The organism is Nocardioides sp. YR527 (genome assembly GCF_900101045.1).
Classification (GTDB): domain Bacteria; phylum Actinomycetota; class Actinomycetes; order Propionibacteriales; family Nocardioidaceae; genus Nocardioides.
Genome location: NZ_FNFN01000009.1, coordinates 85,310 through 104,784 on the forward strand (window position 1 = coordinate 85,310; position 19,475 = coordinate 104,784).

Annotated in this window: 22 protein-coding genes; 9 read left to right on the top strand and 13 right to left on the bottom strand. The window is 68.8% G+C overall.

Going from position 1 to position 19,475, the window contains the following annotated elements:
• Positions 1 to 4: 4 nt before the first annotated feature.
• The 6 genes from BLT25_RS24335 to BLT25_RS24360 all read left to right on the top strand — a co-directional run bounded on the left by BLT25_RS24335 (position 5) and on the right by BLT25_RS24360 (position 4,170).
• Positions 5 to 367 carry a hypothetical protein gene (locus BLT25_RS24335; RefSeq protein ID WP_091051647.1) on the top strand — a complete coding sequence of 121 codons (363 nt, stop codon included), beginning with the start codon at positions 5 to 7 and terminating at the stop codon, positions 365 to 367.
• 2 nt (positions 368 to 369) lie between these two features.
• Entirely contained in the window at positions 370 to 795 is a 426-nt protein-coding gene (locus BLT25_RS24340; RefSeq protein ID WP_143033842.1) for a hypothetical protein, read from the top strand.
• Positions 792 to 1,238, top strand: a complete 447-nt coding sequence (locus tag BLT25_RS24345) for a hypothetical protein (protein WP_091051652.1) — start codon at positions 792 to 794, stop codon at positions 1,236 to 1,238. The genes BLT25_RS24340 and BLT25_RS24345 overlap by 4 nt, the downstream gene beginning before the upstream one ends.
• Before the next feature lie 112 nt (positions 1,239 to 1,350).
• Positions 1,351 to 1,722 carry a hypothetical protein gene (locus tag BLT25_RS24350; RefSeq protein ID WP_091051654.1) on the top strand — a complete coding sequence of 124 codons (372 nt, stop codon included), beginning with the start codon at positions 1,351 to 1,353 and terminating at the stop codon, positions 1,720 to 1,722.
• A complete protein-coding gene (locus BLT25_RS24355) occupies positions 1,722 to 3,488 on the top strand; it encodes a M91 family zinc metallopeptidase (RefSeq protein ID WP_091051655.1) in 1,767 nt (588 codons plus the stop codon). Before BLT25_RS24350 ends, BLT25_RS24355 begins: the two co-directional genes overlap by 1 nt.
• Before the next feature lie 4 nt (positions 3,489 to 3,492).
• Positions 3,493 to 4,170, top strand: coding sequence for a hypothetical protein (locus BLT25_RS24360; protein ID WP_091051657.1), 678 nt, complete (start codon positions 3,493 to 3,495; stop codon positions 4,168 to 4,170).
• On the opposite strand, the gene BLT25_RS24365 is transcribed toward BLT25_RS24360, so the two are convergent.
• Positions 4,148 to 4,594, bottom strand: a complete 447-nt coding sequence (locus BLT25_RS24365; RefSeq protein WP_091051659.1) for a TY-Chap domain-containing protein — start codon at positions 4,592 to 4,594, stop codon at positions 4,148 to 4,150. The genes BLT25_RS24360 and BLT25_RS24365 overlap by 23 nt on opposite strands.
• A 136-nt stretch (positions 4,595 to 4,730) precedes the next feature.
• On the opposite strand from BLT25_RS24365, the gene BLT25_RS24370 reads away from it, so the two are divergent.
• Positions 4,731 to 5,507, top strand: coding sequence for an NPP1 family protein (locus tag BLT25_RS24370; protein ID WP_091051661.1), 777 nt, complete (start codon positions 4,731 to 4,733; stop codon positions 5,505 to 5,507).
• 26 nt (positions 5,508 to 5,533) lie between these two features.
• Here the strand turns inward: BLT25_RS24370 and BLT25_RS24375 are convergent, their stop codons facing one another.
• From BLT25_RS24375 to BLT25_RS24400, 6 genes are all read right to left on the bottom strand, one after another.
• Entirely contained in the window at positions 5,534 to 6,283 is a 750-nt protein-coding gene (locus BLT25_RS24375; protein WP_091051664.1) for an anti-sigma factor, read from the bottom strand.
• The gene (gene sigK / locus BLT25_RS24380) at positions 6,280 to 6,879 is read right to left on the bottom strand and encodes an ECF RNA polymerase sigma factor SigK (RefSeq protein WP_091051666.1); all 600 of its coding nucleotides are present in this window, start codon (positions 6,877 to 6,879) and stop codon (positions 6,280 to 6,282) included. The genes BLT25_RS24375 and sigK overlap by 4 nt, the downstream gene beginning before the upstream one ends.
• 37 nt (positions 6,880 to 6,916) lie before the next feature.
• Complete coding sequence (locus BLT25_RS24385; protein WP_091051670.1) at positions 6,917 to 7,558, bottom strand: fasciclin domain-containing protein; 642 nt, start codon at positions 7,556 to 7,558, stop codon at positions 6,917 to 6,919.
• 78 nt (positions 7,559 to 7,636) lie between these two features.
• Positions 7,637 to 9,178 carry a molybdopterin-dependent oxidoreductase gene (locus BLT25_RS24390; protein WP_091051673.1) on the bottom strand — a complete coding sequence of 514 codons (1,542 nt, stop codon included), beginning with the start codon at positions 9,176 to 9,178 and terminating at the stop codon, positions 7,637 to 7,639.
• Positions 9,179 to 9,297: 119 nt separating this feature from the next.
• Positions 9,298 to 11,055: a DUF429 domain-containing protein gene (locus tag BLT25_RS24395; protein ID WP_091051674.1), complete on the bottom strand. Its 1,758-nt coding sequence runs from the start codon at positions 11,053 to 11,055 to the stop codon at positions 9,298 to 9,300.
• 49 nt (positions 11,056 to 11,104) lie between these two features.
• Positions 11,105 to 11,794 (bottom strand): class I SAM-dependent methyltransferase, encoded by a 690-nt coding sequence (locus BLT25_RS24400; protein WP_091051677.1) that lies wholly within the window; start codon positions 11,792 to 11,794, stop codon positions 11,105 to 11,107.
• Between the two features lie 95 nt (positions 11,795 to 11,889).
• Here BLT25_RS24400 and BLT25_RS24405 point away from each other — a divergent pair, with 95 nt between their 5' ends.
• Together BLT25_RS24405 and BLT25_RS24410 are read left to right on the top strand one after the other, a co-directional pair.
• A complete protein-coding gene (locus tag BLT25_RS24405) occupies positions 11,890 to 12,765 on the top strand; it encodes a helix-turn-helix transcriptional regulator (RefSeq protein WP_256328766.1) in 876 nt (291 codons plus the stop codon).
• A 92-nt stretch (positions 12,766 to 12,857) separates the two neighbouring features.
• Complete coding sequence (locus tag BLT25_RS24410) at positions 12,858 to 13,214, top strand: hypothetical protein (RefSeq protein ID WP_091051679.1); 357 nt, start codon at positions 12,858 to 12,860, stop codon at positions 13,212 to 13,214.
• 6 nt (positions 13,215 to 13,220) lie between these two features.
• On the opposite strand, the gene BLT25_RS24415 is transcribed toward BLT25_RS24410, so the two are convergent.
• From BLT25_RS24415 to BLT25_RS24440, 6 genes are all read right to left on the bottom strand, one after another.
• Positions 13,221 to 13,670 (bottom strand): hypothetical protein, encoded by a 450-nt coding sequence (locus BLT25_RS24415; RefSeq protein ID WP_091051681.1) that lies wholly within the window; start codon positions 13,668 to 13,670, stop codon positions 13,221 to 13,223.
• Entirely contained in the window at positions 13,667 to 14,110 is a 444-nt protein-coding gene (locus BLT25_RS24420; protein WP_143033843.1) for a hypothetical protein, read from the bottom strand. The genes BLT25_RS24415 and BLT25_RS24420 overlap by 4 nt, the downstream gene beginning before the upstream one ends.
• A gap of 457 nt (positions 14,111 to 14,567) precedes the next feature.
• Positions 14,568 to 15,044 (bottom strand): hypothetical protein, encoded by a 477-nt coding sequence (locus BLT25_RS24425; protein WP_091051687.1) that lies wholly within the window; start codon positions 15,042 to 15,044, stop codon positions 14,568 to 14,570.
• Positions 14,986 to 17,322, bottom strand: coding sequence for a DNA/RNA non-specific endonuclease (locus BLT25_RS24430; protein WP_176884227.1), 2,337 nt, complete (start codon positions 17,320 to 17,322; stop codon positions 14,986 to 14,988). The genes BLT25_RS24425 and BLT25_RS24430 overlap by 59 nt, the downstream gene beginning before the upstream one ends.
• Before the next feature lie 140 nt (positions 17,323 to 17,462).
• Positions 17,463 to 17,945, bottom strand: coding sequence for a TrmO family methyltransferase domain-containing protein (locus BLT25_RS24435; protein ID WP_218131471.1), 483 nt, complete (start codon positions 17,943 to 17,945; stop codon positions 17,463 to 17,465).
• Between the two features lie 22 nt (positions 17,946 to 17,967).
• Complete coding sequence (locus BLT25_RS24440; protein ID WP_143033844.1) at positions 17,968 to 19,386, bottom strand: helix-turn-helix domain-containing protein; 1,419 nt, start codon at positions 19,384 to 19,386, stop codon at positions 17,968 to 17,970.
• Positions 19,387 to 19,475: the final 89 nt, after the last annotated feature.

Genomic DNA, 19,475 nt, shown 5'->3' on the forward strand with positions numbered 1-19,475 from the left:
CGCAATGATCTGGGCCGCACTCATCCTCGCCGTCGGCGTCATCGGCGCCGGGGTCAGCATCTGGCAGCATCTCGGGCTCTCCGCTCGTGCCCGTTCCTGGGCGACCGCATGGAACCGGGGCGGTGTGGGCGAGGACGTCGTGCTCATCCATCTGCCCTGCATCTCCGCGCTGGCCATCACCGGCTCGACGGCGTTCGGGCTGGTGCCGGAGCAGACCGCGGCGTGGACGATCATCGGTGGGCTCTTCCTGCTCACCTGCCTCGTCTACCCGGTGCTGGTCATCGTGCCCACCCCGCCGTTCATCAAGCCGAAGTGGTATCGCGAGTCGCGCCCGGCGAAGAAGCGCACCGCGGGAAAGAAGAAGTGACCGTGTCTGATCACCGGACGACCCTGACCCTCCCGGCCGGCTGGGAGAGTGTCGAGCCACCCGAGGGCGTACGTTTCCTGGCGCTCGCGCCGGAGAGCGGCACCTTCCGCTCCAACCTCACGGTGACCGCCCAGACCAACGGCGACCTGGGGTTTCGCGACTGGCAGGTCGGCTCCGAGATGGCGTTCACCGAGATGATGCCGGGCTACACGCCGATCGACCTCGAGCGGCTCACGATCGCCGGGCAGGAGGCGGGGCGGCGGCTGGCGATGTACGACGGGCCGGGCGGCTCCGCGCTGACCATGGAGCAGTGGTTCGTGGCGATCGACGGAGTCGGCCACACCCTGACCGCTACCGTGCTGACCAGCGACTATGCGACCTGGGCCGCCCAGATCGACGCCGCTGCCGCCACCTGGAGCCCGGCATGAGTGCCGCGTCCGCAGAGGTGGTCTGGGTCCTCGCCGGCCCGGGCGGACGCCTCGAGCACCGCGCTGCTGTCGCCCCCGAGGGCATCCACCTCGAGCTCGGCGTCGACGGCACCCGTACGCAGCCCCTCGAGGCCCCGCGAGGTCACCTGGTCCCGAGCCTGGTGCGCACGCTGAAGATCCGCCCGGTCAAGGGCGCGGCCGGGTCGGTGCGCCCGTTCCTGACCGCCCGGATGGCCGAGCTCGTGGGCGAGGACCAGGAGGCTCGCGACGCGGTCCTCGCAGAGCTCGGCGCCCGCACCGCCTGGTCGATCACGGTCGGCTCGTGGACGCTGGCCGGCATCAACGGTCCCGACGGTGTCCACCTCGCGCTGGAGGACCGGCTCACCCCGCTGACCAACACCGCGTTCTACCGGCTGCTGTGCCAGCAGCTCGGCGCCTACTGACGCCTACCGAGCGAGCCCGGATAGGTAAAATATCGGGCAGATCGGTTTAGCGGCGGCCGGATCGGGGAAGGACCTACACGGGACCACTTCTGGCTGAACCGGGGGACACCGCATGACCATCAGCATTCCCGAATCGCTCACCACGCTCGCCGACGACCTGCGTACGGCAGCGGACACCGCACGAGACGGCTTCACCGACAACGTGGCCGAGCTGGACATCCCGGGCACCGCGGCCGGCAACTCCTCCGGCGGGCCCGGCCTGGTCGCCGCCCACGTGAGCGTCAGCGACGCCGCGAGCACCGCTGTCGGTCGCCTGGCCGGCGTGCTCGAGCAGGACATGGACGACATCTATGCCTGCGCGTTCCTGTTCGCGACCACGGACGAGAACGCGGCCGAGCAGATGCGCTCCGACGTACCTCGCATCGGCGGCATCTTCCCCTACAACCCGACCGTCGACTGGTCCGTCTACGACGGTGGCCGCTGATGAGCAGCCTGTGGGATCTGGACGAGGACGCCGGCCAGCTGGACCGCGCGTCGGGCCGTTGGGCATCGCTCGGCACCGCCCTCACCGACTCCAGCGACGCGGTCGACTCGGGTTCCCGCCGGGTCCGGGCCGCGGACTGGGAGGGGAAGACGGCCGACTCCTACGACCAGCACCGCAAGAAGATCATGACCGATCTCGACACCGCGGCAGGCCTGGCCGAGAAGGTCGCGAGCGTGCTGGCCCGCTCCGCGGGGTCCGTACGCATCGCCCAAGGTCGTCTCGACCAGTCCTGGGCGACGGTGGTCGGCGTGCCCCACTCCAGGGGAGTCGGTGGCGAGGTGATCTTCCGGCCGTCGACACCGGAGGAGTCCCAGCAGGTCGACGACGCGATCAGCGCTGCCAACGAGATCCGCAAGGGCCTCGACTCCGAGCTCGCCACCGATCGCGACGCTCTCGACGCGGCGACCACCCGCTGGCAGGAGATCGCCCGGGTGTGGCAGGCCGTGGCGGAGGGCACCGACGATGGGTTCGAGCTGCCCGCGGGGGCGCAGGGGACCGGCATCATCACCTCCGGCGACCAGACCGTGATCAGCACGGGCGACGGCGACGACGAGGTGACCGTCTTCATCGACCCCACCACCGGCGAGCAGATCGTCGTCGTGAAGAACAGCAGCGGCGAGACCGTCTATCGCGTGCCTGCCGGCCAGGAGCTGATCCTGCGCGGAGGCGGCGGCAACGACCGCATCGGCGTGCCGAAGGGGGTCGACCTGGATGTCACCCTCATCGGTGGCGAGGGCAACGACGTCCTCCACGGCGGAGACGGTGACGACCGAGCCTACGGCCTCGACGGCCACGACTACGTCGACGCCGGCGCGGGCTCCGACCGGGTCAGCGGCGGCGCGGACCGCGACTACATCGATGGCCAGACCGGCGACGACCGGCTCTACGGCGGCGAGGGCAACGACTCGGTCTACGGCCTCGACGGCAACGACGTCGTCGCAGGTGAGAACGGCAAAGACTTCCTCGAGGGCGGTGGCGGCAACGACCGGATCATCGGCGGCGCCGGGACCGACACCCTCTCCGGTGGCTCCGGCGACGACCGGATCACCGGCGGTGGCGACGACGACGTGGCGTACGCCGGAACGGGCTCGGACACGATCGCCGGCGGCTCGGGCGACGACACCGCCTACGCCGAGAGCGGCGACACCGGCACCGGGACCGAGAAGACGGTGAAGGTGGAGATCGACGAGATCCCCGAGTTCATCAAGATCGAGGGAAGCCCGGAGTTCCAGGCCCGGGTGCGGGCCGATCTGGAGCTGCTGGCGGCCTCCCCGCGCGGGCAGCAGATGCTGGCCGACTTCCAGAGGACGTACGACGACTCCGGGTTCCTGGGCTTCAACAAGCAGGGCCTGACGATCGCGGAGTACGACGACAACAGCAACAGCACCGCCGAGCCCAGCGGCGAGCGGATCAACTACTCACCCCGCATCGACTGGATCGAGGAGGGGCCGCCGGTGGTGGTGCTGTTCCACGAGATGGCCCACGCGTACGACTTCCGCCACGACCAGTTCGACCGCACGGAGTACTCCGGGGACGACACGGCCAACCACGGCGTCGAGCAGGGCGAGCGGGTGGCCGTGGGCCTGCCGGTCGACCACGACAACGACCCCAGCACCCCGGAGCGGATCGACCCGGACCACTCCTACGATCTGACGGAGAACGGACTACGTGAGGAGATGGGTGCGCCGAACAGGCCGCACTACTGAGCCGATGAGGAAGCTGCAGATGTGCTCGATGATCGCCGCCCTCGTCGCCGCGCTGAGCGGTTGCGGGTCGGCCGTGCCCGACTTCGAGGACGGGGGCGAGCCGCCCGACCCGAGCCCGTCGGCGACCGCTCCGGCGGTCGACTTCTCGGCCGACGTCGCGGCCACCGCGGACTCGGTCACGGTGACCTACACGGTCACCAACAACGAGCCGACGGACGTGTTCGTCGCCGACCGTACGCTGGTGCCGTCGGGGGCGGGGACGAAGCTGTCGACCGCCCCCTATGTCACGGCCGAGAACGGCGAGGACGGTCCGGTCCTGGTGCTGTCGCACCGGGCGTTCCCGTGGCCGCCGGGCATCAACCTGGCCGTCGCGCCCACCGGTGGTGGTCAGCTGCTCGCCCCTGGCGAGACGGTGACGGTCGAGACCGGCGTCGACCTCCCGGCGACCCGCAACCAGCCGTTCGGCGACGACCTGGGCCACGGGAAGATCACGCTGCCCGAGGACCCGGTGGCCGTACGTTTCTGCCTCGGCGTCACCGCCTCGCCGATCCCGCCCGCGCTGCAGACGCAGGACGCGGGAGCGGGAGCGCTCACCTTCGCGCACGGCAATGCCGCGCACGAGGCACAGCACCTGTTCTGCAGCCGGACCGAGCCGCTGGCTACCGATCCCGCTCGAGGGTGAGGGTGGCGAGGTCGGCGCCGAGGATGCGGAAGGCGTCGACGAGGAGCCCGGCGACGAGCTCGGCCTCCGCCTGGGGCACGGTCCGCCAGTAGTGCGGCAACCCCGGCGCAGGGGCGATCGGGTCGGTCTCGTCAGGGGTCAACCAGCCGGCCGCGCGAAGCGCTTCGTGCTGCTCGGCGGAGGCCTCCCAGGAGCCGCCGATGTGCTGCGTACCCGCGAACTCGGCGGAGAGCACCTCGTCCACGCACAGCACCTGGCCCCAGCGCGACGGCGCGGCCGACCGTGACGACTTCGCCCTGAGCCGGGCCAGGAAGCCCGTCGGTTCCGGCACCGAAGGCTCCGGCTCCTTGATGATCACGAACTCCTGCTGACCGAGGCCGGCGAGCTCGGAGGTGATCCGTTCCTGCCACTGCGTTGCGTCCACCGGTCCATCCAACCAGGGCCGACGCGCAGGGTCGGCGAGCGGCGTTACCGGTGCGTTCACACGCAAGGGGTTGTCACGCGATCGTGGCACTGGTTCCATCGGTGCACGCCCTTCCCCCACGATCAAGGGACCCCACATGACTCTCGGGAAACGACTCACGCGCAAGCTCGCCCTCGCGCTTCCGCTCGCCGCACTTCTCTCCCTCGTCCCGGCGGCCGCCTGGGCCGCCCCGCCCCCGGCGCTGCCGGCCGCGGCCCCGGAGGCCGACCGCACCTGGCAGCCGGCGCTCGACTTCGACACCGACGGCTGTTACAGCACCCCGGCGATCGGCCCGGACGGCACGCTCAACGGCGGCCTGGCGATGGGCGGCACGGTCAACGGCCAGTGCCGCGACCTCTCCGACCTGCAGAGCACCAACGTCTACTCCCGTTCGAAGTGCAACAACGGCTGGTGTGCGTACCTCTACGGCTACTACTTCGAGAAGGACCAGGTCTCGTGGGGTCCGGGCTCGGCCGGCCACCGGCACGACTGGGAGCACATCATCGTGTGGGTTCAGGACGGTCACGCGCGCTACATGTCGGTCTCCCAGCACTCCGGCTACCAGATCAAGCCCGAGTCGGAGCTGCAGTTCGAGGGCGGTACGCACCCCAAGGCCGTCTATCACAAGGACGGCGGCAGCACCCACTGCTTCCGCTTCCCCAAGACCGGTGGCGGGGACGAGCCGCCCGAGAACCACGAGGGCGTCTGGCAGGTCAAGGGCCTGGTCGGCTGGGACAACTACCCGGCCGGCATCCGCGACCGCCTCGTCGCGGCCGACTTCGGCGCCGCCACCTTCAAGCTCACCGACGCGCGCTTCGGCAACGCACTGGCGACCGGGAAGCCGGCCGGGGTCTCCCTCGACCCCTACGCCTGAGCCGGCCGGCCTCCCGTTCGCGCAGGTCAGGTGGCCTGCGCGAAGTCGAACAGCGCGATCGGGGCCGAGGTCGGTTCGTCGGAGCCTCCCTCGGGCTCGACGGTGATCCCGGCCGCACTCGCATCCCCGGCGTCACCCTCGAGGACGACGGTCTGGTCGCTGCCGGCGGGCATCAGGCCGGCGGGGACCATGACGTCGTCGTGCTGGAGCCAGAGCTCGTAGACCTTGCCGTCCGGCGCGGCCGGCATGTCGGAGGTGACCAGCACCGCCCTGTTCTCCGAGACCGAGCGGACCACGCGGGCCCGGGCGTCTCCGGGCAGGTCGACGGCCACGGTCGTGGCGTCCTTCGCGCTCAGCACCCGCTCCGCGGTCGTCATGGTCTGGCTGGAGTCGTCGCCGATCAGCTCGACGGCGGCGACCGTGCCGGTGCCGACGACGGCCAGCACCGCGGCAGCGGCGGCGAACGTACGCCACCCGAACCGTCGACTGCTGGATGACGCGTCCGACGGGACTGGAGCGTTCTCGCGGATCGTCGTGGTCTCGGGCGGGAGCGGGCGGATCTCCTTGATGCCGGCGAGCAGGCGGTCGCGCAGCTCCGGCGAGGGAGCGGTGTCGGTCAGGCCGCCGAGCATCCAGGTGGTGTCGCGCAGGCTGGCCACCTCGTCGCGGCAGTCGGCACAGACGGCGAGATGCTCCTCGAACCGGGCGCGCTCGATGTCGTCGAGGGCGTCGACGGCGTAGGCGCCGGAGAGGGCGTGAATGTCATGCGCGGTCATCGGCTCACTCCCATCGCGTCGCGCAACCGGATCAGTCCGTCCCGGATACGGGTCTTTGCAGTGCCTATCGGCAGATCGAGCATGGCGGCGACCTCAGTGTGGGTGTAACCGCCGAAGTACGCCAGTTGTAGCGCCTCGCGTTGAACTGCCGTCAGGGTTTCGAGGGCGGCGTGGACGCGGCGAGCCTCCAGGGAGGTCTCCACGGCCTCGGCCGTCGTGTCATGTGGTGGGGTCTGGGTGGTCCCGTGATAGGCCGTGTCGTTGCGGCCGGCGGACTCCGCGGATCGGACCCGGTCGACCGCACGACGATGGGCCAGTGTCAGCAGCCACGAATGGGCGCTGCCCAGGCTCTCGTCGTACCGGCTGGCCTGGCGCCACACCTGGAGGAAGGCCTCCTGCGTGACCTCCTCGGCCTGAGCCGGGTCACGCACCACCCGCAGCACGAGTCCGTGCACACGGGCGGCGGTCGCGTCGTAGAGGCTGGCGAAGGCGGCCTCGTCGCCTCGGGCGACGCGACGGAGGAGCTCGGCGAGCCCCGGGGACCCGGCCCCCTCCGGCGACGAGTCGCCGGAGGGGACTGAGCTGAGCGGTCTCATGTATCGATCCTCGCGGATATCCGGTCCGATGTCCCGATCAGGGCATCAGGACGGTGTCGACGACGTACACCGTGGCGTTGGCGGTCGGGATGTTGCCGCACAGCACCTTGGCGTTCTCCTTGCCGACGGTGAACTCCTCGCCCTCGCCCTCGACGGTGATCATGTCGCCGGCCAGGGTCTCGTGCTCACCGGCGACCTCGTCCGGGCCGAGCTGACCGGCCACCACGTGGTGGGTGAGGACCTTGGTCAGCGTCTCCTTGTCGGCGAGGACGGCGTCCAGGTCGGCCTTCGGGATCTTCGCGAAGGCGTCGTCGGTCGGGGCGAAGACGGTCAGCGCGTCGGCGCTGTTGAGGGTGTCGACGAGCTCGGCCTGGCCGACGGCCGAGACCAGCGTCTTGAGCAGCGGGTTGGCGCTCGCAGCGGAGGCGACCGGCGCAGTCGACATGCCGTTGAACGAGCCGGCGCCGTCGGCGGGGATCAGCTTGCAGCCCTCACCGAAGGTCTGCGCACCGGCCTCCATGTCCTCCTCCGGAGCGGCCTCGGTCGACTCGGAGGTGCTGGACCCGCCTTCGCTGCCGGAAGCGGTGTCCTCGGAGCCACATGCCGAGAGACCGAGACCCAGCAGGAGCGCCATGGACGCGGCGACGCTGCCGGTGCGGGTGATCGTGTTGAGCTTCATTGGGAGAGCCTTTCGAGGGTTGGTCTCTTGCTGTCATGAGGGCTTCGGCACGGTGGTCGTATCGGATTTCGTCTTTTTTCATTCGGTGACGGTGACGACGATTTCCTGGATGCCGCTGGACCCGTCGGGGAACGGGGTGGCCCGTTCCGCGCTCTGCACGTTGCCGTCGCGATCGACGACCCGAACGGCCAGTTGATGGCTGCCGGGCTGGGCGTCCCAGGGCAGGAACCACTGGCGCCAGTAGTCGATCCCGGCGTCCGGGCCGAGCTCGGCCGGCTGCCAACGGCCGCCGTCGATGCGTACGTCGACCGTGGCGACGCCGTGGTGCTGGGCCCAGGCGACGCCGCCGATCACGGTGCGGCCGGAGGGGATGTTGCTCAGCGGGCGGGGTGTGTCGATCCGGCTGGACAGCTTGATCGGGGCGTCGATGGCCCAGTCGCGGTCGGTCCAGTAGGCCGTCGCCTCGTCGTAGCGGGTCAGGGTGAGCCTGGTGACCCACTTGGTGGCACCGACGTACCCGTAGAGGCCGGGCACCACCAGCCTGGCCGGGAAGCCGTGGGCGCGGGGGAGGACCTCGCCGTTCATCCCGAGGGCGATGATCGCGTTGCGACCGTCCATCGCGGCCTCGAGCGGGGTGCTGATCGTGAAGCCCTCGACGTCGGTCGAGAGGATCTGGTCGGCGTTCTTCCCGACTCCGGCCTCCTCGAGCAACGCCCGGAGAGGTACGCCGGTCCAGCGCGCCGCGCCGACGAGCTTGCCACCGACCTCGTTGGAGACGCAGGTCAGGGTGATGTCGTGCTCGACGTTTCCCCGCTCGCGCAGGTCGTCGTAGCTGAAGGTGAGCTCGCGTTCGACGTCCCCGTCGATGGTCAGCGACCAGCTGTTCTGGTCGACGATCGGGACGGCCAGCTTGGTGTCGACCCGGTAGAAGTCACGGTTGCGGGTGATGAACCGGGAGATCCCCTGGTGGGTCTCCTCCAGCCCCGCCGGCAACGCCGGCAACGGGTCGCGGACGCGCGGCAGCATGATGTCGGCGAGTGCCGTACGGCCGCGCACGATCAGCTGCCCGCCGGTCGCGGCCGCGGCGGAGAGCAGGGCCAGGGCCCCGAACCCGATCAGGACGCTCCGGCGGGTGGCCGCGCCCTCGCTCGGGGCGTCCTGCCGGTCGCGCGGTGTTCGCTCAGCGGTCAGAGCGCGAGTCAGCAGGACCAGCAAGCCGGGTCCGAGGACGAGCGCCACCACGGTGGGTACGAGATCGGTGATCTTGAACAGCGGCTGCCGGACCACGGCGGCTCCGGCGAGCAGGACCAGGCCCGCCATCAGCCCGACGCCGAGTCTCAGGCGTCTGCGGGCCACGACGCCGATCACTGCGGCGAACCCGATCGTGACCAGCAGCACGCTGCCGATCAGGATCGGCTTGTCCGCGGTGCCGAGCTCGCGTACCGCCCACTCCTTGACCGGGGTGGGCGTCGCGTCGATGACCGCGGTGCTGACCGCGAGCGCCGGGGACGAGGCCGGTGTCAGCAGCGCGGCCGTCAGGTGCGCGACGGACATGCCGACCGCTCCGGCGAGTACACCGGCGGCGGCATGGGCGAGGGTGTGACGATCCAGACGTCTCATGGGGGTGGTTCGCGTCCGGAGACGGAGCGGATTTCGTGTAACACGCTGTTCGTAGGACTACTCGCCCTATGAGAACGACCGGATAGTCCTACGAACAGCGTGTTACACGGGCGATCGACTCAGTCGGAGTCGCGCATCCTGGCGAGCCTGGCCCGTAGCCCGGGCGCACGGTGCGCATTGGCACGCAGCTCGACATAGGTGTCGCCGTAGACCCAGAGCAGTGCGTCGTCGAGCCGCCGCACGGCGCCCGGCGGGTAGCGGTAGTCCATCCGTGCCATGAGGGTCTCCTCGTCGACCGAGCGCAACGCGTCGCCGAGCTCGGTCAGGGAGGTGATGCCGAGCTCGAGGATGACGCCGGAGATCCATCCGTAGTGGTCGGTGCGTGACCAGCCGGCGTCGGCGTACTGCCCGGCCAGGAATGCCGCCAGCTCACGGGGGCTGATCCGCGGGTCGTCGTCGACGGCCTCGGTGCTGGCGCTGGTCACACCCTGCCGAAGCCGATCCCTGATCGTGGAGAACTCGCGGTCGGCGAGCTCGAGCAGCCCGGCGGCGAGCGTGAACCGTCGGTCGAAGTCGGGGACGTGCTCGCTGGGGATGGTGCCCTTGTAGCGGATGTCGTGCTCGAACTCGGCCCAGGCGTGCTGCAGCACGGTGCGGATCTGGATCTGCGCCTGGCGGCCCCGCAGCAGCTCGTACGCCGCCTGGCCCTCCCGCGCGGGGTCGAGACTGACGAGCAGGTGGCGGCTGGCGTACCCGAACCGGCCCTCGCTCGCGGTCTCCTCGCCCATGTCACGGTCGTCGAGGACCACCACCTGGTCGTCGAGGAGGTCGGCGACGGCCTGGACGTCGCTGTGGACGTAGGTGATCACCCGCAGCCCGATCTGGTCGGTGATCTGGCGGAGCGGGTCAGTGAAGACCTGCCGGCCATCGACAGTGCGCGCCGCCTTGGCCGCGAACGACGCGACCGACTTCGCGCGCGAGGTCACGGTGAGGTAGTTGATGCCGGCGTCGTCGAGGATCGAGGTCACCAGCTGTACGTACTGTTCGGCTGCTTCCTGCAGGATCGGCTGGATCGCGGCGTACTCACGGACCGCGCTCGCCGGGTCCTGGATCCTCGCGCCGGCACGCCCACGCGGTGTCGGGCGGAGGTCGTCGGGCAGCGTGGGCGTGACGATGTAGCCGGTGGCGAAGTCTCCGTAGGTGGTGGTCCGGTCCGGTGCGCGGGTCGCGAACAGGCCGATGTAGGCGCACAGCACCGCGTCGACCTGGTCCTCGACGACGCGCAGCTCACTCTTGCGTACGGCACTCTCGGCGGCCGTTCGCAGCGCGAGCCAGGCGGGGTCGTCGAGCAGCAGCGGCGGGTCGGCGCTCGCGAGACCCTCGAGCAGGCCGAGCAGCACGACCAGCTCGGCACGGAGCTGGTCGATGTCACGCCCGGACTTGTGCTTGTACTTCAGCGTCCGGCCGAGACGGAAGAGGGCGACCGTCGCGGGGTGGGGGTAGACCTCGATCGCCCGGCGCCGCCGGCCGGACCGAGGATTCAGGTCGAGCCCGAGGCGGGCCGCGATCCGGGCGCCGCGAGGCTGCTCGCTGAACTCCGGCTTGCTGGTGTTGGCGGGGTGCGCGCCCGCGTCGAAGCGAGCGAAGTCCTTGTTGAGCGCGGCCTCGGCCGGCCGGTTCCCGGTGGGGTTGGTGACGATCAGGGGAGCATCGATCGCAACCAGGCAGTCGTCGGCGACGTACGGCTCCAGGGCGGCGACGATCTCGTCGTCGGTCTTCGCGGCCGAGACGTGGACGAGACGGCCCTCCTCGTCCAGGACGGCCAGGCCCGTGGGCCTGCGAACGCCCCAGGCGAGGTCGACTCCGATGAAGTACATGGGGTCAGACTGCCCGGTCCGGGAGGCGCAGGACCAACCCCCGAGGTCCTCAGCGAGTCGCCTGCACGATCGTGATCGGCCCGAACCGGTGCTCGATGTGCTCGATCTCGCGGGCGTCGGTGAACCCGGCGTCGGTCAGGAGGCTGACGATCGCGTTGTCGAGGTTGCGCTCGGTGTAGGTGTTCATCCCGCGGTGCCGGTGGCCCTCGTGACTGTGTCCGTGTCCTCCGGGGCCGTGGTCGGGGGCGCCGAAGTCGACGATGGTCACCCGCCCGCCGGGCCGGAGGATCCGGTGGGCCTCCCGTCCGAACCCCTCGCGCCCGGCGTCGTCGACGTGGTGCAGCGCGAGCGAGGAGACGATGTGGTCGACGCTGCCGTCCTCGGGGAGCAACCGGTCGGCGTACCCCTGCACCAGCGAGAGACGTACGCCCCTCCGGCCCGCCTTCCTGGCGGCGATCCGCAACGCGCCGGCGTCCGGGTCGTGCCCGGTGACGACGGCCCCGGGGACGGACCGGAGCACCGCGAAGGAGAGGTTGGCGGTGCCGCAGCCGACGTCGAGGACGCTCTGGCCGGGCTCGATGCGGGCGAGCTCGACCGTCCGCTCGTGGAGTGCGCGAACGCGGGCGAACCGGGTGAAGAGGTCGTAGAGGGGGAGGAGCCAGGTGCGGCCCATGCCGGGAAGGAAGTCGCGGCCCCGATCGCTCTCGGCGCGGCCGTCGATGATCTGTATGGTGGTCATACATCCACGATGGGACATCTTGCGGATCAGCGGTGGGAGGGAAGTCGGTCACCATGGGACGTTCTTCGGATTCGGCTTCGGTTGACACGCGCCGGGTGCGCACGGTGCGCGCCGACGGCACCCCTGTCTACCGCTGGGACCAGCGCCCCGGCGTACCTCCGGTCAGGGTCGTCCCCCTCGACCCCGACTGCGAGGGCGAGCACCTGCCTCCCGACAACCGGCACGCCCACGACTTCTGGGTCCTGGCCTACGTCGAGCGCGGCGGCGCCGTCGGCCTCGACGGGAAGCAGGTGGAGCTGCGCGACGGCGAGGTCCACGCGGCGGCCCCCGGCGAGGTCGTGGCCGCCGAGTCGGTCGCCGATCTCACCCACGCCCGAGCCTGGTCGGTGGCGTTCACCCCCGACGCCATCCCATCCCTCGCCTCCATCTCGCCGCTCACCTGGTCCCACCATCCGCTGCTGGCCCTCTTTGCCACCGAGGCTCGCCACGCCGTGGTCCCCGAGGCCGAGCGCCCGCGCTGGCAGGCCTGGCTCACCGAGCTCGACGACGAGCTACGCCACCCCGAACGCCTCGGCTCCCACGACACCGTCACCGCCATCCTCACCCGGCTCCTCGTCGCGTCCGCGCGTCTCGCTCCCAGTGCTCCTATCGCCCCGGACCCGCTGGTCAGTCGGGTCTTCGACGAGATCGAGAGGACGTACGCCACCAAGGTCTCCGCCGGCGACCTGGCCCGTACCTTGGGCTACACCCCCGGCCACCTCACCACCGTCGTCCGCCAACGCACCGGCCGCACCCTCCTTGACTGGCTCACCGAACGCCGCCTCACCGAAGCCCGCCGCCTCCTCCGCGAAACCGACCTGCCCCTGTCGGTCATCTCCACCCGCACCGGCCTCACCGACCCCGGCTACCTCGTACGCCGCTTCAAGGCCCGGTACGGCACCACCCCCGACCGCTGGCGCCGGGAGGCGTGAGCACCGTGATGGTCGCCCTTGGCTCCTGGTGTCGGTGCGAAGAAGCTCCGTGAGCGTCTGCAAGCCAGGCCGATGCATGAGATGCTCATCGCATGTCGCTCGACGACGGCCTACTCCGGCTCCTCTCCGACAATCTCCCACTCGGCGAGGCGATCTACACGCTTGGTTCGCAGCGACCAAACTGGATCATCAGGATCGCGCCCGAGGGGATCCACGTGGAGACCGAGCGCTCCAGAGGCCGTGGTGTCGATCCCGAGCGTGTTCCTGCCGAGATGCTGACGAAGGCTTGGGAACGTCTGACTGCTCGGCGCGTACTCACGTATAAGGAACTCGTCGCCACCGACGACCTCAACGTGAAGCGCTCCTCCTTTGTCTGTGCGGCCCTGGCCCACCTACCCGGCGTGGTCGTCACTTCCACCAGACCGATCACGCTCTCCTACGAACGCTGACAGCGCTCACTTTGCGCGAGCGCGGGCCTCCTCCAGCTTTGCAGTGAGCCAGTCGGGGATGAGGTCATCGCGGCGTGGGAATTCCTCCAGATCGAGCCCGTAGAGTCCCGGGTCGACGGGCCTGCTCCACTCGGGCTCGGCGTCGTGGTTGAACTCGACCTCTGTGGCCCACTGTCCATCGTTGTTGGTGACGGTCCACCGCGATGAGAACCACGTTCCGGCACCGGGCCGATACATGACGTCGCGAAGCTCCTCGATCGCATCAAGTGCATCGGGTCCCGGGACGCGTTCGATCGTGCCGTCTGGCCGATGAGCAAGCAGTTCGATCTCGGCGTACATCGTGAGTACTCGAGGGGCGTAGACCAAGATCGTCCACTCACCTTGGACAGCATCGGCGGCCAGTCCGGCGATCTCGATGATCAGTTCACCCTGTCTGCGCTCCGTCGTGTCTGTCACTCTGGGGGCTCCGCATTCCAAGCGGCGTCGATGTCTTCAGGTGTCATCCCCGAACGCAGGTAGGCGGCGACGGAGGCGTCTTTGTTGAGAAGTACGACTCGGCCCGCCGTTGCCTCGGGAGCCAGGGTCCTAGCCCAAGCCGCGAACTCGAGCTGCTGGTTGTGGTTGCCGTCGGTGGACAACATGCCATCGCCGAGGTCGAAGATCTGGAAGCGCCCGCCGCCGTCGGTGATGCGTAGCGTCAGCTCGTCATCGAGGTCTATGACCTCGACGTTCGGCCACTGACGGCGAGCGGCTGCCATGAGCGTGTCGCGTGAGGTCGGGAGCACGCCATCGGGTGAGTAGACGATTGCGCCGTCAGTCATCGTCGAGAGTCTCCCTTCTTCTTCTGGCCGGATATCTATGGTCAGGTCTATCTTCACCGCCCACACGGCGGGCACGGGTGCAGAAAGCGCAACAATGGTCGAGGCGTCTGTGGGGACCCTCAGGTCATCACTCCGGCATTACCGATCGAGGTCGGTATTGGATGGACGACCGTCCTCAGGAGTCACAGTCGCATTCGCCCGCGGCGGGCAGTTGGCGGAAGCAACGCGGACAGTGCCTAACCAATGTCGGTTCCGCCTTGACCACGCCACACTTGCTACACGGCGGCACTCGTCGCATCTCGTCGGGTGTTGCTTCGCGAACAAACGAGACCTTGTCGTTCGGGTCGGCGGAAAGCCGCGCCGCTATCTCTTGGTCGGAGTAGGTGTGCTTGTCCACCTTCTCGAAGAAGTGGGTGCAGTTGTAGAGATGCCGCCTACAGTTCTTGGGAAGTGAACCGTTCCGGTTCTCCGGAACCCATCGCTGCTCGGGGTTCGTCACGATTGTCGATTGGCGTCCATCGGACACGCGGCATCACGCCGATGCTGTGCGGGCGGCCTCGTCGAGGCGCTTACCGAGCCACTCGGGGACATTCTCGGCGTCTCGCGGAAAGTCGCGAACGTCGATGGCGTAGTTGAACGCGCGGACCGGCATGCTCCATCGTGGCTCGTCGTCGTAGTTGAACGTCGCGCGTGCGTCGGCGTGGCCGTCGCCTAGGTCGGTGATGGTCCATTGGGCTGACATCCAGGTACCGGCGCCGGGGGTGTACATGACCTTGCGGAGTTCGTTGAGGAGGTCATCGACCTCGAAGGGGACCCCCTCGGACTCGTCGATGGTGCCGTCGGGTCGTTCGACGATGAGTTCGTGCTCGGACAACATGGAGAGGGCGCTGCGGTTGAAGGTCAGGCTGCGCCAGGGACCGGTGACCTCGGTCGGGATGAGCGCGGAGATCTCACTGATCAGCTCCCCCTGGCGAGTCAGGTTCGGGCCCTGCGGGTTCGGGGCGGACATTGGTGAACGTCCTCTCTCTGCGCTTGCCGTTCACGGTCATGACGGCATGGATCTTTGACGGGACCTTCTGGTCCCCTTCGTACCTCGGAACGAGCTTGAGGGCAATGTCGTAGGCAGGGTTCCCGTCTTCGGCGTGGGTGCCCACCCAATCGCGGAGCTGCTTCTCCATATCGTAGAAGTTGTCGCTCACCTTCGTGGGTCCTGCAGCGACCGACTCGTTGAGTTCTGCGAGCATCGCGATGATGTTGATTCGGTCGGGGCCGCCTCCGCTCGCCTTTTGAAGCAGGTGGCCTCCCTGGTAGCCAGGGCCGCCGGAGCGACCGACGACGCCCTGGACATGCTCCGATCGGGTGGCGTCCCGGAGTGCAAAGTGGGGGTCGTTGGCTTCGACTGTTCGCGCTTGTGGGTCGGTGCGAAACACGTGGATGTTGCTCACGACGAAGGTCGCCGAGGGAACTGGCGAGTTGAGATCTGGATTGAGACTGCCCTTCTCTCCGTACTCAGTGTCGATGTGAGTCAGTTTGCCGTCATCGTCGGTGAAGAAGGTCCCCCGGCCGGTGACGTCGTAGGCGGTGTTGGGTTCGAGAGTCAGCCCTCGTGGCGGGAACTTCGTTCGAGGTCCGAGTGGTCCCACCGCGACACGGCTGACTACCTCGGGCGCTGGCCATCGTTCTTGGATGCGGATCGCTGACATCGACCCAGGAACAGGAATCATCGCCGCTGCCGGAACGATCCCTGGCGCGGAGGCGGATGGGCTAGCGGGGCCGAGCGCAGGGGGCTTCGTGATGGCGACTTGGTGGTTAACCTCTCGAGGTCGGGCCACTTCGGGCGGTTGGCGCGTAGGTCCGGCGAGGGCAGGAGGTGTTTGGGGTGCCGGTTCGGAGTGGGGTACGACTTGGCGACGCCAACCGGTGGCCATCCCCCAAGCGAACCCTGCAGCACCCCAGACGTGACCGACTCCGTAGGCAGCGGGTCGGGTGAAGCGCCAGGCGATGTAGGTGAGGACGGCACAGATGGCGAGCTTGAGGGTGTAGTGCACCTGGGCGCTGGTCAGGACTGCACTGAAGAACCGGAGCAGACACAGAGCCACGACGAAGTAGATCGGCCCCATGACCAGCGGGCCGATCACGCGATGCAGCCAGCCCACGGCAAGGTCGCGGGTGCGGTCGAACATGAACAGGATCCCGGCCGCGGGTGCGAACGGGACGATGAGGCGGATGAGCACGAACGCGAGCAGGATCGCCAATCCAGCGATCAGCAAGTAGCCGCAGGTCACGATCACCGCGACCAGGTTGACGATGCCTGCGGTGGCGCGCTGACCCCAGTGCTCACCTTTGAAGTATTCGTAGGCGACCGAGTCTTCACGGTCGATCTGCTCGGCGATCGCCTTGAACGCGTCCTGCTTCTCTTCGACGATCGCTTTGCCCTCACCTTCGGGGTCGGACCGGTAGGTCTCGTATTCGTCGAAGGTGAAGTGGGTCGCCCGGAACAGATCTGGTCCGTGCGCGCGGGCAGTGGCGGAGTCGGCATCGCCCAGGGCGCCGGTGAGCCAGGTGCGGTATTGGGTGGACCGTACGAGCTCGTCCATCTGGCCGTTGATCGCAGCCACCGCCGGATCCTCGCCAGGAGCCGGGTGGTCCTCGAACCCGGTCGCGATCAGCGTGACCGTGTTGCGTACACCGTCATCGACCAGGCGGACCGACTCGGCGGGGTAGGAGATCAGCAGAGTCGTCGCAACTAGTATGACACCAGCCCATGCGACGGCGGTTGCAGATCCAGCGATGTGTCCGGTGCGTGCGCGCCAGATCGCGGTCGCGGCGACGAGAAGCACGGCGATGGTGATCCATGGGCGCCAGACACCTTCGGTGACGGCGCGGGTGGCGTCGACGACCGGGTTGTCTAGGGCCTGGACCGGAGAGTCCGGGTCGACGACGGCGTCGAGCAGCGCGTGGGTCCAGTTCGGGATCGTGCCGGAGACCTGGAGCAGGATGTTTCCGATCGCCGTCCCTGCGCCTGCTACGAACTGGCCGGTGCAACCGTTGTCGTAGGTCCACAGCTGCGGGGTCGTGCCGTAGGTCGATTCCAGGGTCACGCCGTCGTCGTCGAAAGGATCATCGTTCTTCGGGCTCTCGCCGAGCTGGACGATCCACGATCCCGCGCCGTGCGGGGAGGCAGGAATGGGCGCGTCGTCGTTGTTGCACGCGAGATCGGCCGCGTGAGCCGGCGAACCGGCCACGACCGATCCGATGACGACGAAGGTCAGAGCGAGCAACGCCACGAGCAGGCGCGATCGCCCGCCCGTTCGGCGTATTCGAAGTGGTGCCCGACCACCCAACTCCATGTCCCCCGATGCTCCCGAAACCGAACAGCAGTTTCGCCCACGGTGCCGAGGGCTGCCACCGTTTACCGTCTCGTTGGCTAGGCCTCGGTCGATGGGGCGAAGTAGTCGCCGAGCATCTCGGTGACCCAGGCCGGCTGGTGGGTCTCGCCTCGCGTACCGAACTCGGCGAACCATGGCTTTACGTCGAGGACGGGGGTGCCGTCGACGGCGTCGAGGTCTTCGACGTGGAGGTCGAGGCCGTCGACCTTGATGAGCTTGCAGCGGGAGATGCCGAGCCAGTTGCGGCGGCGCATGTTGCGGTGGCCGATGTTGCCGACTTCGGGCCAGCCGGGATTGTCGCGAGCGCGGCGTAGGCCGAGGTTGAGGTCGGTCTGGTCGGTGAGGTGGAAGAAGAAGACCACCTCGAGGTGGGAGAACTCCTCCAGACCCTGGGTCGCCTCGACCGGGTACACGTCGGGGTCCAAGCGGATGATCGCCTGGGTGCCGCCCCAGTAGTCGTCGGTCGGCTCAGTGCGGCCGCCGATGACCTGGGCGATGGGGGTCATGGGGATGGCTTCCACGGATGCTCCTTGGGTGCGGGGGTCAGGCTGTTGCGAGGTAGGCGGCGGCGCGCTGGTCGAGGTCGGCGAACTCGCTGGTGGAGCGAAGAGGATGGAGAACCTGGCGGACGGTCGCGGCCATGTCGCGTACACGGCCGGACCGAACGCCGGTGGTCGCGTCCAACGCGGTCGACCAGGTCGCGCTGGCGCGGTCGAGGTGGCCGCGGGCAGCTTGGATCTCGCCGAGGTAGCCGAGGGTGACTGCGTGGGTCCGTACGAACTCCTTGCCACGCAGTTCGACGCTGCGGGTCAGCGCGGTCTCGGCACCGTTCAGGTCACCGCTGGCATAGAGCGTGCGGCCGGTCTCGTGGGCGAGTGATGCCTGGGAGAAGAAGAACACCCTGCTGGGTTCTTCGTCGCCACTGCTCGCTGCGGCGAGATCCTTCTCCGCGCGCAACAGCGCCGCCGCGGAGGCACCACCGAGTCCGGCGGTTGCAAGCGCTCGAGCATGGACGACACCGATCAGGGCGCGCTCGCGCGGGCATGCGGTGCGGTAGCGGTCACCGTCTACGGATGCTTCCGCGAGAGCGAGGGCGTCGTTGGGTTTGTCGAGCTCGATCGCCTGGTGCGCGAGCGCCCGTAGCGCATGACCGGCGAGTGCTGAGTCGTCAGCTTCGTCAGCGAGCTTGACCGACGTAGTGAGCAAGCGACGTGCCTGGCCGTGGCGGGCATCGTCGAATGCCATCCACCCTGCGACGTAGGCGACCTCGGAGGCAGCCGCGAACATCGCGGATCTGACTGACTCATTCGGAAAAACTCCGGCGACCATGCGTTGCACGTCGTTCATCAGGTACGCGGTTACCTGATCGAGTGCACTACCGCCGCCGTGCTTCTGGTCGGCTCGAGCGAACCCGGCGGCCGTGGAGTAGACCCGTGCGACATCGGTGGCGCCGTAGCGTCGCCCCGCTGTCGGCGGCGAGCCCCACGACACCACGGTTGCCGCGGCCGCACCGAGTGCCTCACGTCGAGTCAGGTCCACGCCACCATTGTCCCGGGCCGGCTGAGCGGTCGGAGCCCTTGGGGCTCGCAGCTGCCGAAGCAGGTCCTGCTGAGCCGGTGGCAGGTGCTCGTGATCGACGTCATCAAGAAGGTCGAGGACCGTGCAGCCGTTCCCGAAGGCGCGAGCCAGACGTGCGAGGTCCTCCAGCGCGGGACGCGAACCCCCGTGGGGCCAGTTCTCCCACCGCGAGAGCCGGGAGTCATCGATCGGAGCATCCGGGTTGACCGTCCGGTACTGCTGGACCGCCTTCCACTGCGTCCACCCCAGAGCTGCCCGCCAGGCCCGCCGCGGGCGGTCGCCGAAAGCTTGTTGCATCTGCGCAGCGATCTGCGCCACCGAGCGATCCTCGGCGGCCAAGCGCATGCGCAGCTGCTCACGCGCTGCCCTCTCGCTACGTGCCACGTCGAATACCTCGCCCGATCGTCTTCTGCGGCTCTATCTGACGCGATCGTATCCGCGGTTCGGATAGGCAGCCACCGATGCACGACCGC

What these genes read in the sequence shown, in the direction of transcription:
- BLT25_RS24335 (WP_091051647.1), top strand. Translation starts at nt 5, where the DNA reads ATGATCTGGGCCGCACTCATCCTCGCCGTCGGCGTCATCGGCGCCGGG.
- BLT25_RS24345 (WP_091051652.1), top strand. Translation starts at nt 792, where the DNA reads ATGAGTGCCGCGTCCGCAGAGGTGGTCTGGGTCCTCGCCGGCCCGGGC.
- BLT25_RS24350 (WP_091051654.1), top strand. Translation starts at nt 1,351, where the DNA reads ATGACCATCAGCATTCCCGAATCGCTCACCACGCTCGCCGACGACCTG.
- BLT25_RS24355 (WP_091051655.1), top strand. Translation starts at nt 1,722, where the DNA reads ATGAGCAGCCTGTGGGATCTGGACGAGGACGCCGGCCAGCTGGACCGC.
- BLT25_RS24360 (WP_091051657.1), top strand. Translation starts at nt 3,493, where the DNA reads ATGAGGAAGCTGCAGATGTGCTCGATGATCGCCGCCCTCGTCGCCGCG.
- BLT25_RS24370 (WP_091051661.1), top strand. Translation starts at nt 4,731, where the DNA reads ATGACTCTCGGGAAACGACTCACGCGCAAGCTCGCCCTCGCGCTTCCG.
- BLT25_RS24375 (WP_091051664.1), bottom strand. Translation starts at nt 6,283, where the DNA reads ATGACCGCGCATGACATTCACGCCCTCTCCGGCGCCTACGCCGTCGAC.
- sigK (WP_091051666.1), bottom strand. Translation starts at nt 6,879, where the DNA reads ATGAGACCGCTCAGCTCAGTCCCCTCCGGCGACTCGTCGCCGGAGGGG.
- BLT25_RS24385 (WP_091051670.1), bottom strand. Translation starts at nt 7,558, where the DNA reads ATGAAGCTCAACACGATCACCCGCACCGGCAGCGTCGCCGCGTCCATG.
- BLT25_RS24390 (WP_091051673.1), bottom strand. Translation starts at nt 9,178, where the DNA reads ATGAGACGTCTGGATCGTCACACCCTCGCCCATGCCGCCGCCGGTGTA.
- BLT25_RS24395 (WP_091051674.1), bottom strand. Translation starts at nt 11,055, where the DNA reads ATGTACTTCATCGGAGTCGACCTCGCCTGGGGCGTTCGCAGGCCCACG.
- BLT25_RS24400 (WP_091051677.1), bottom strand. Translation starts at nt 11,794, where the DNA reads ATGACCACCATACAGATCATCGACGGCCGCGCCGAGAGCGATCGGGGC.
- BLT25_RS24410 (WP_091051679.1), top strand. Translation starts at nt 12,858, where the DNA reads ATGTCGCTCGACGACGGCCTACTCCGGCTCCTCTCCGACAATCTCCCA.
- BLT25_RS24425 (WP_091051687.1), bottom strand. Translation starts at nt 15,044, where the DNA reads ATGTCCGCCCCGAACCCGCAGGGCCCGAACCTGACTCGCCAGGGGGAG.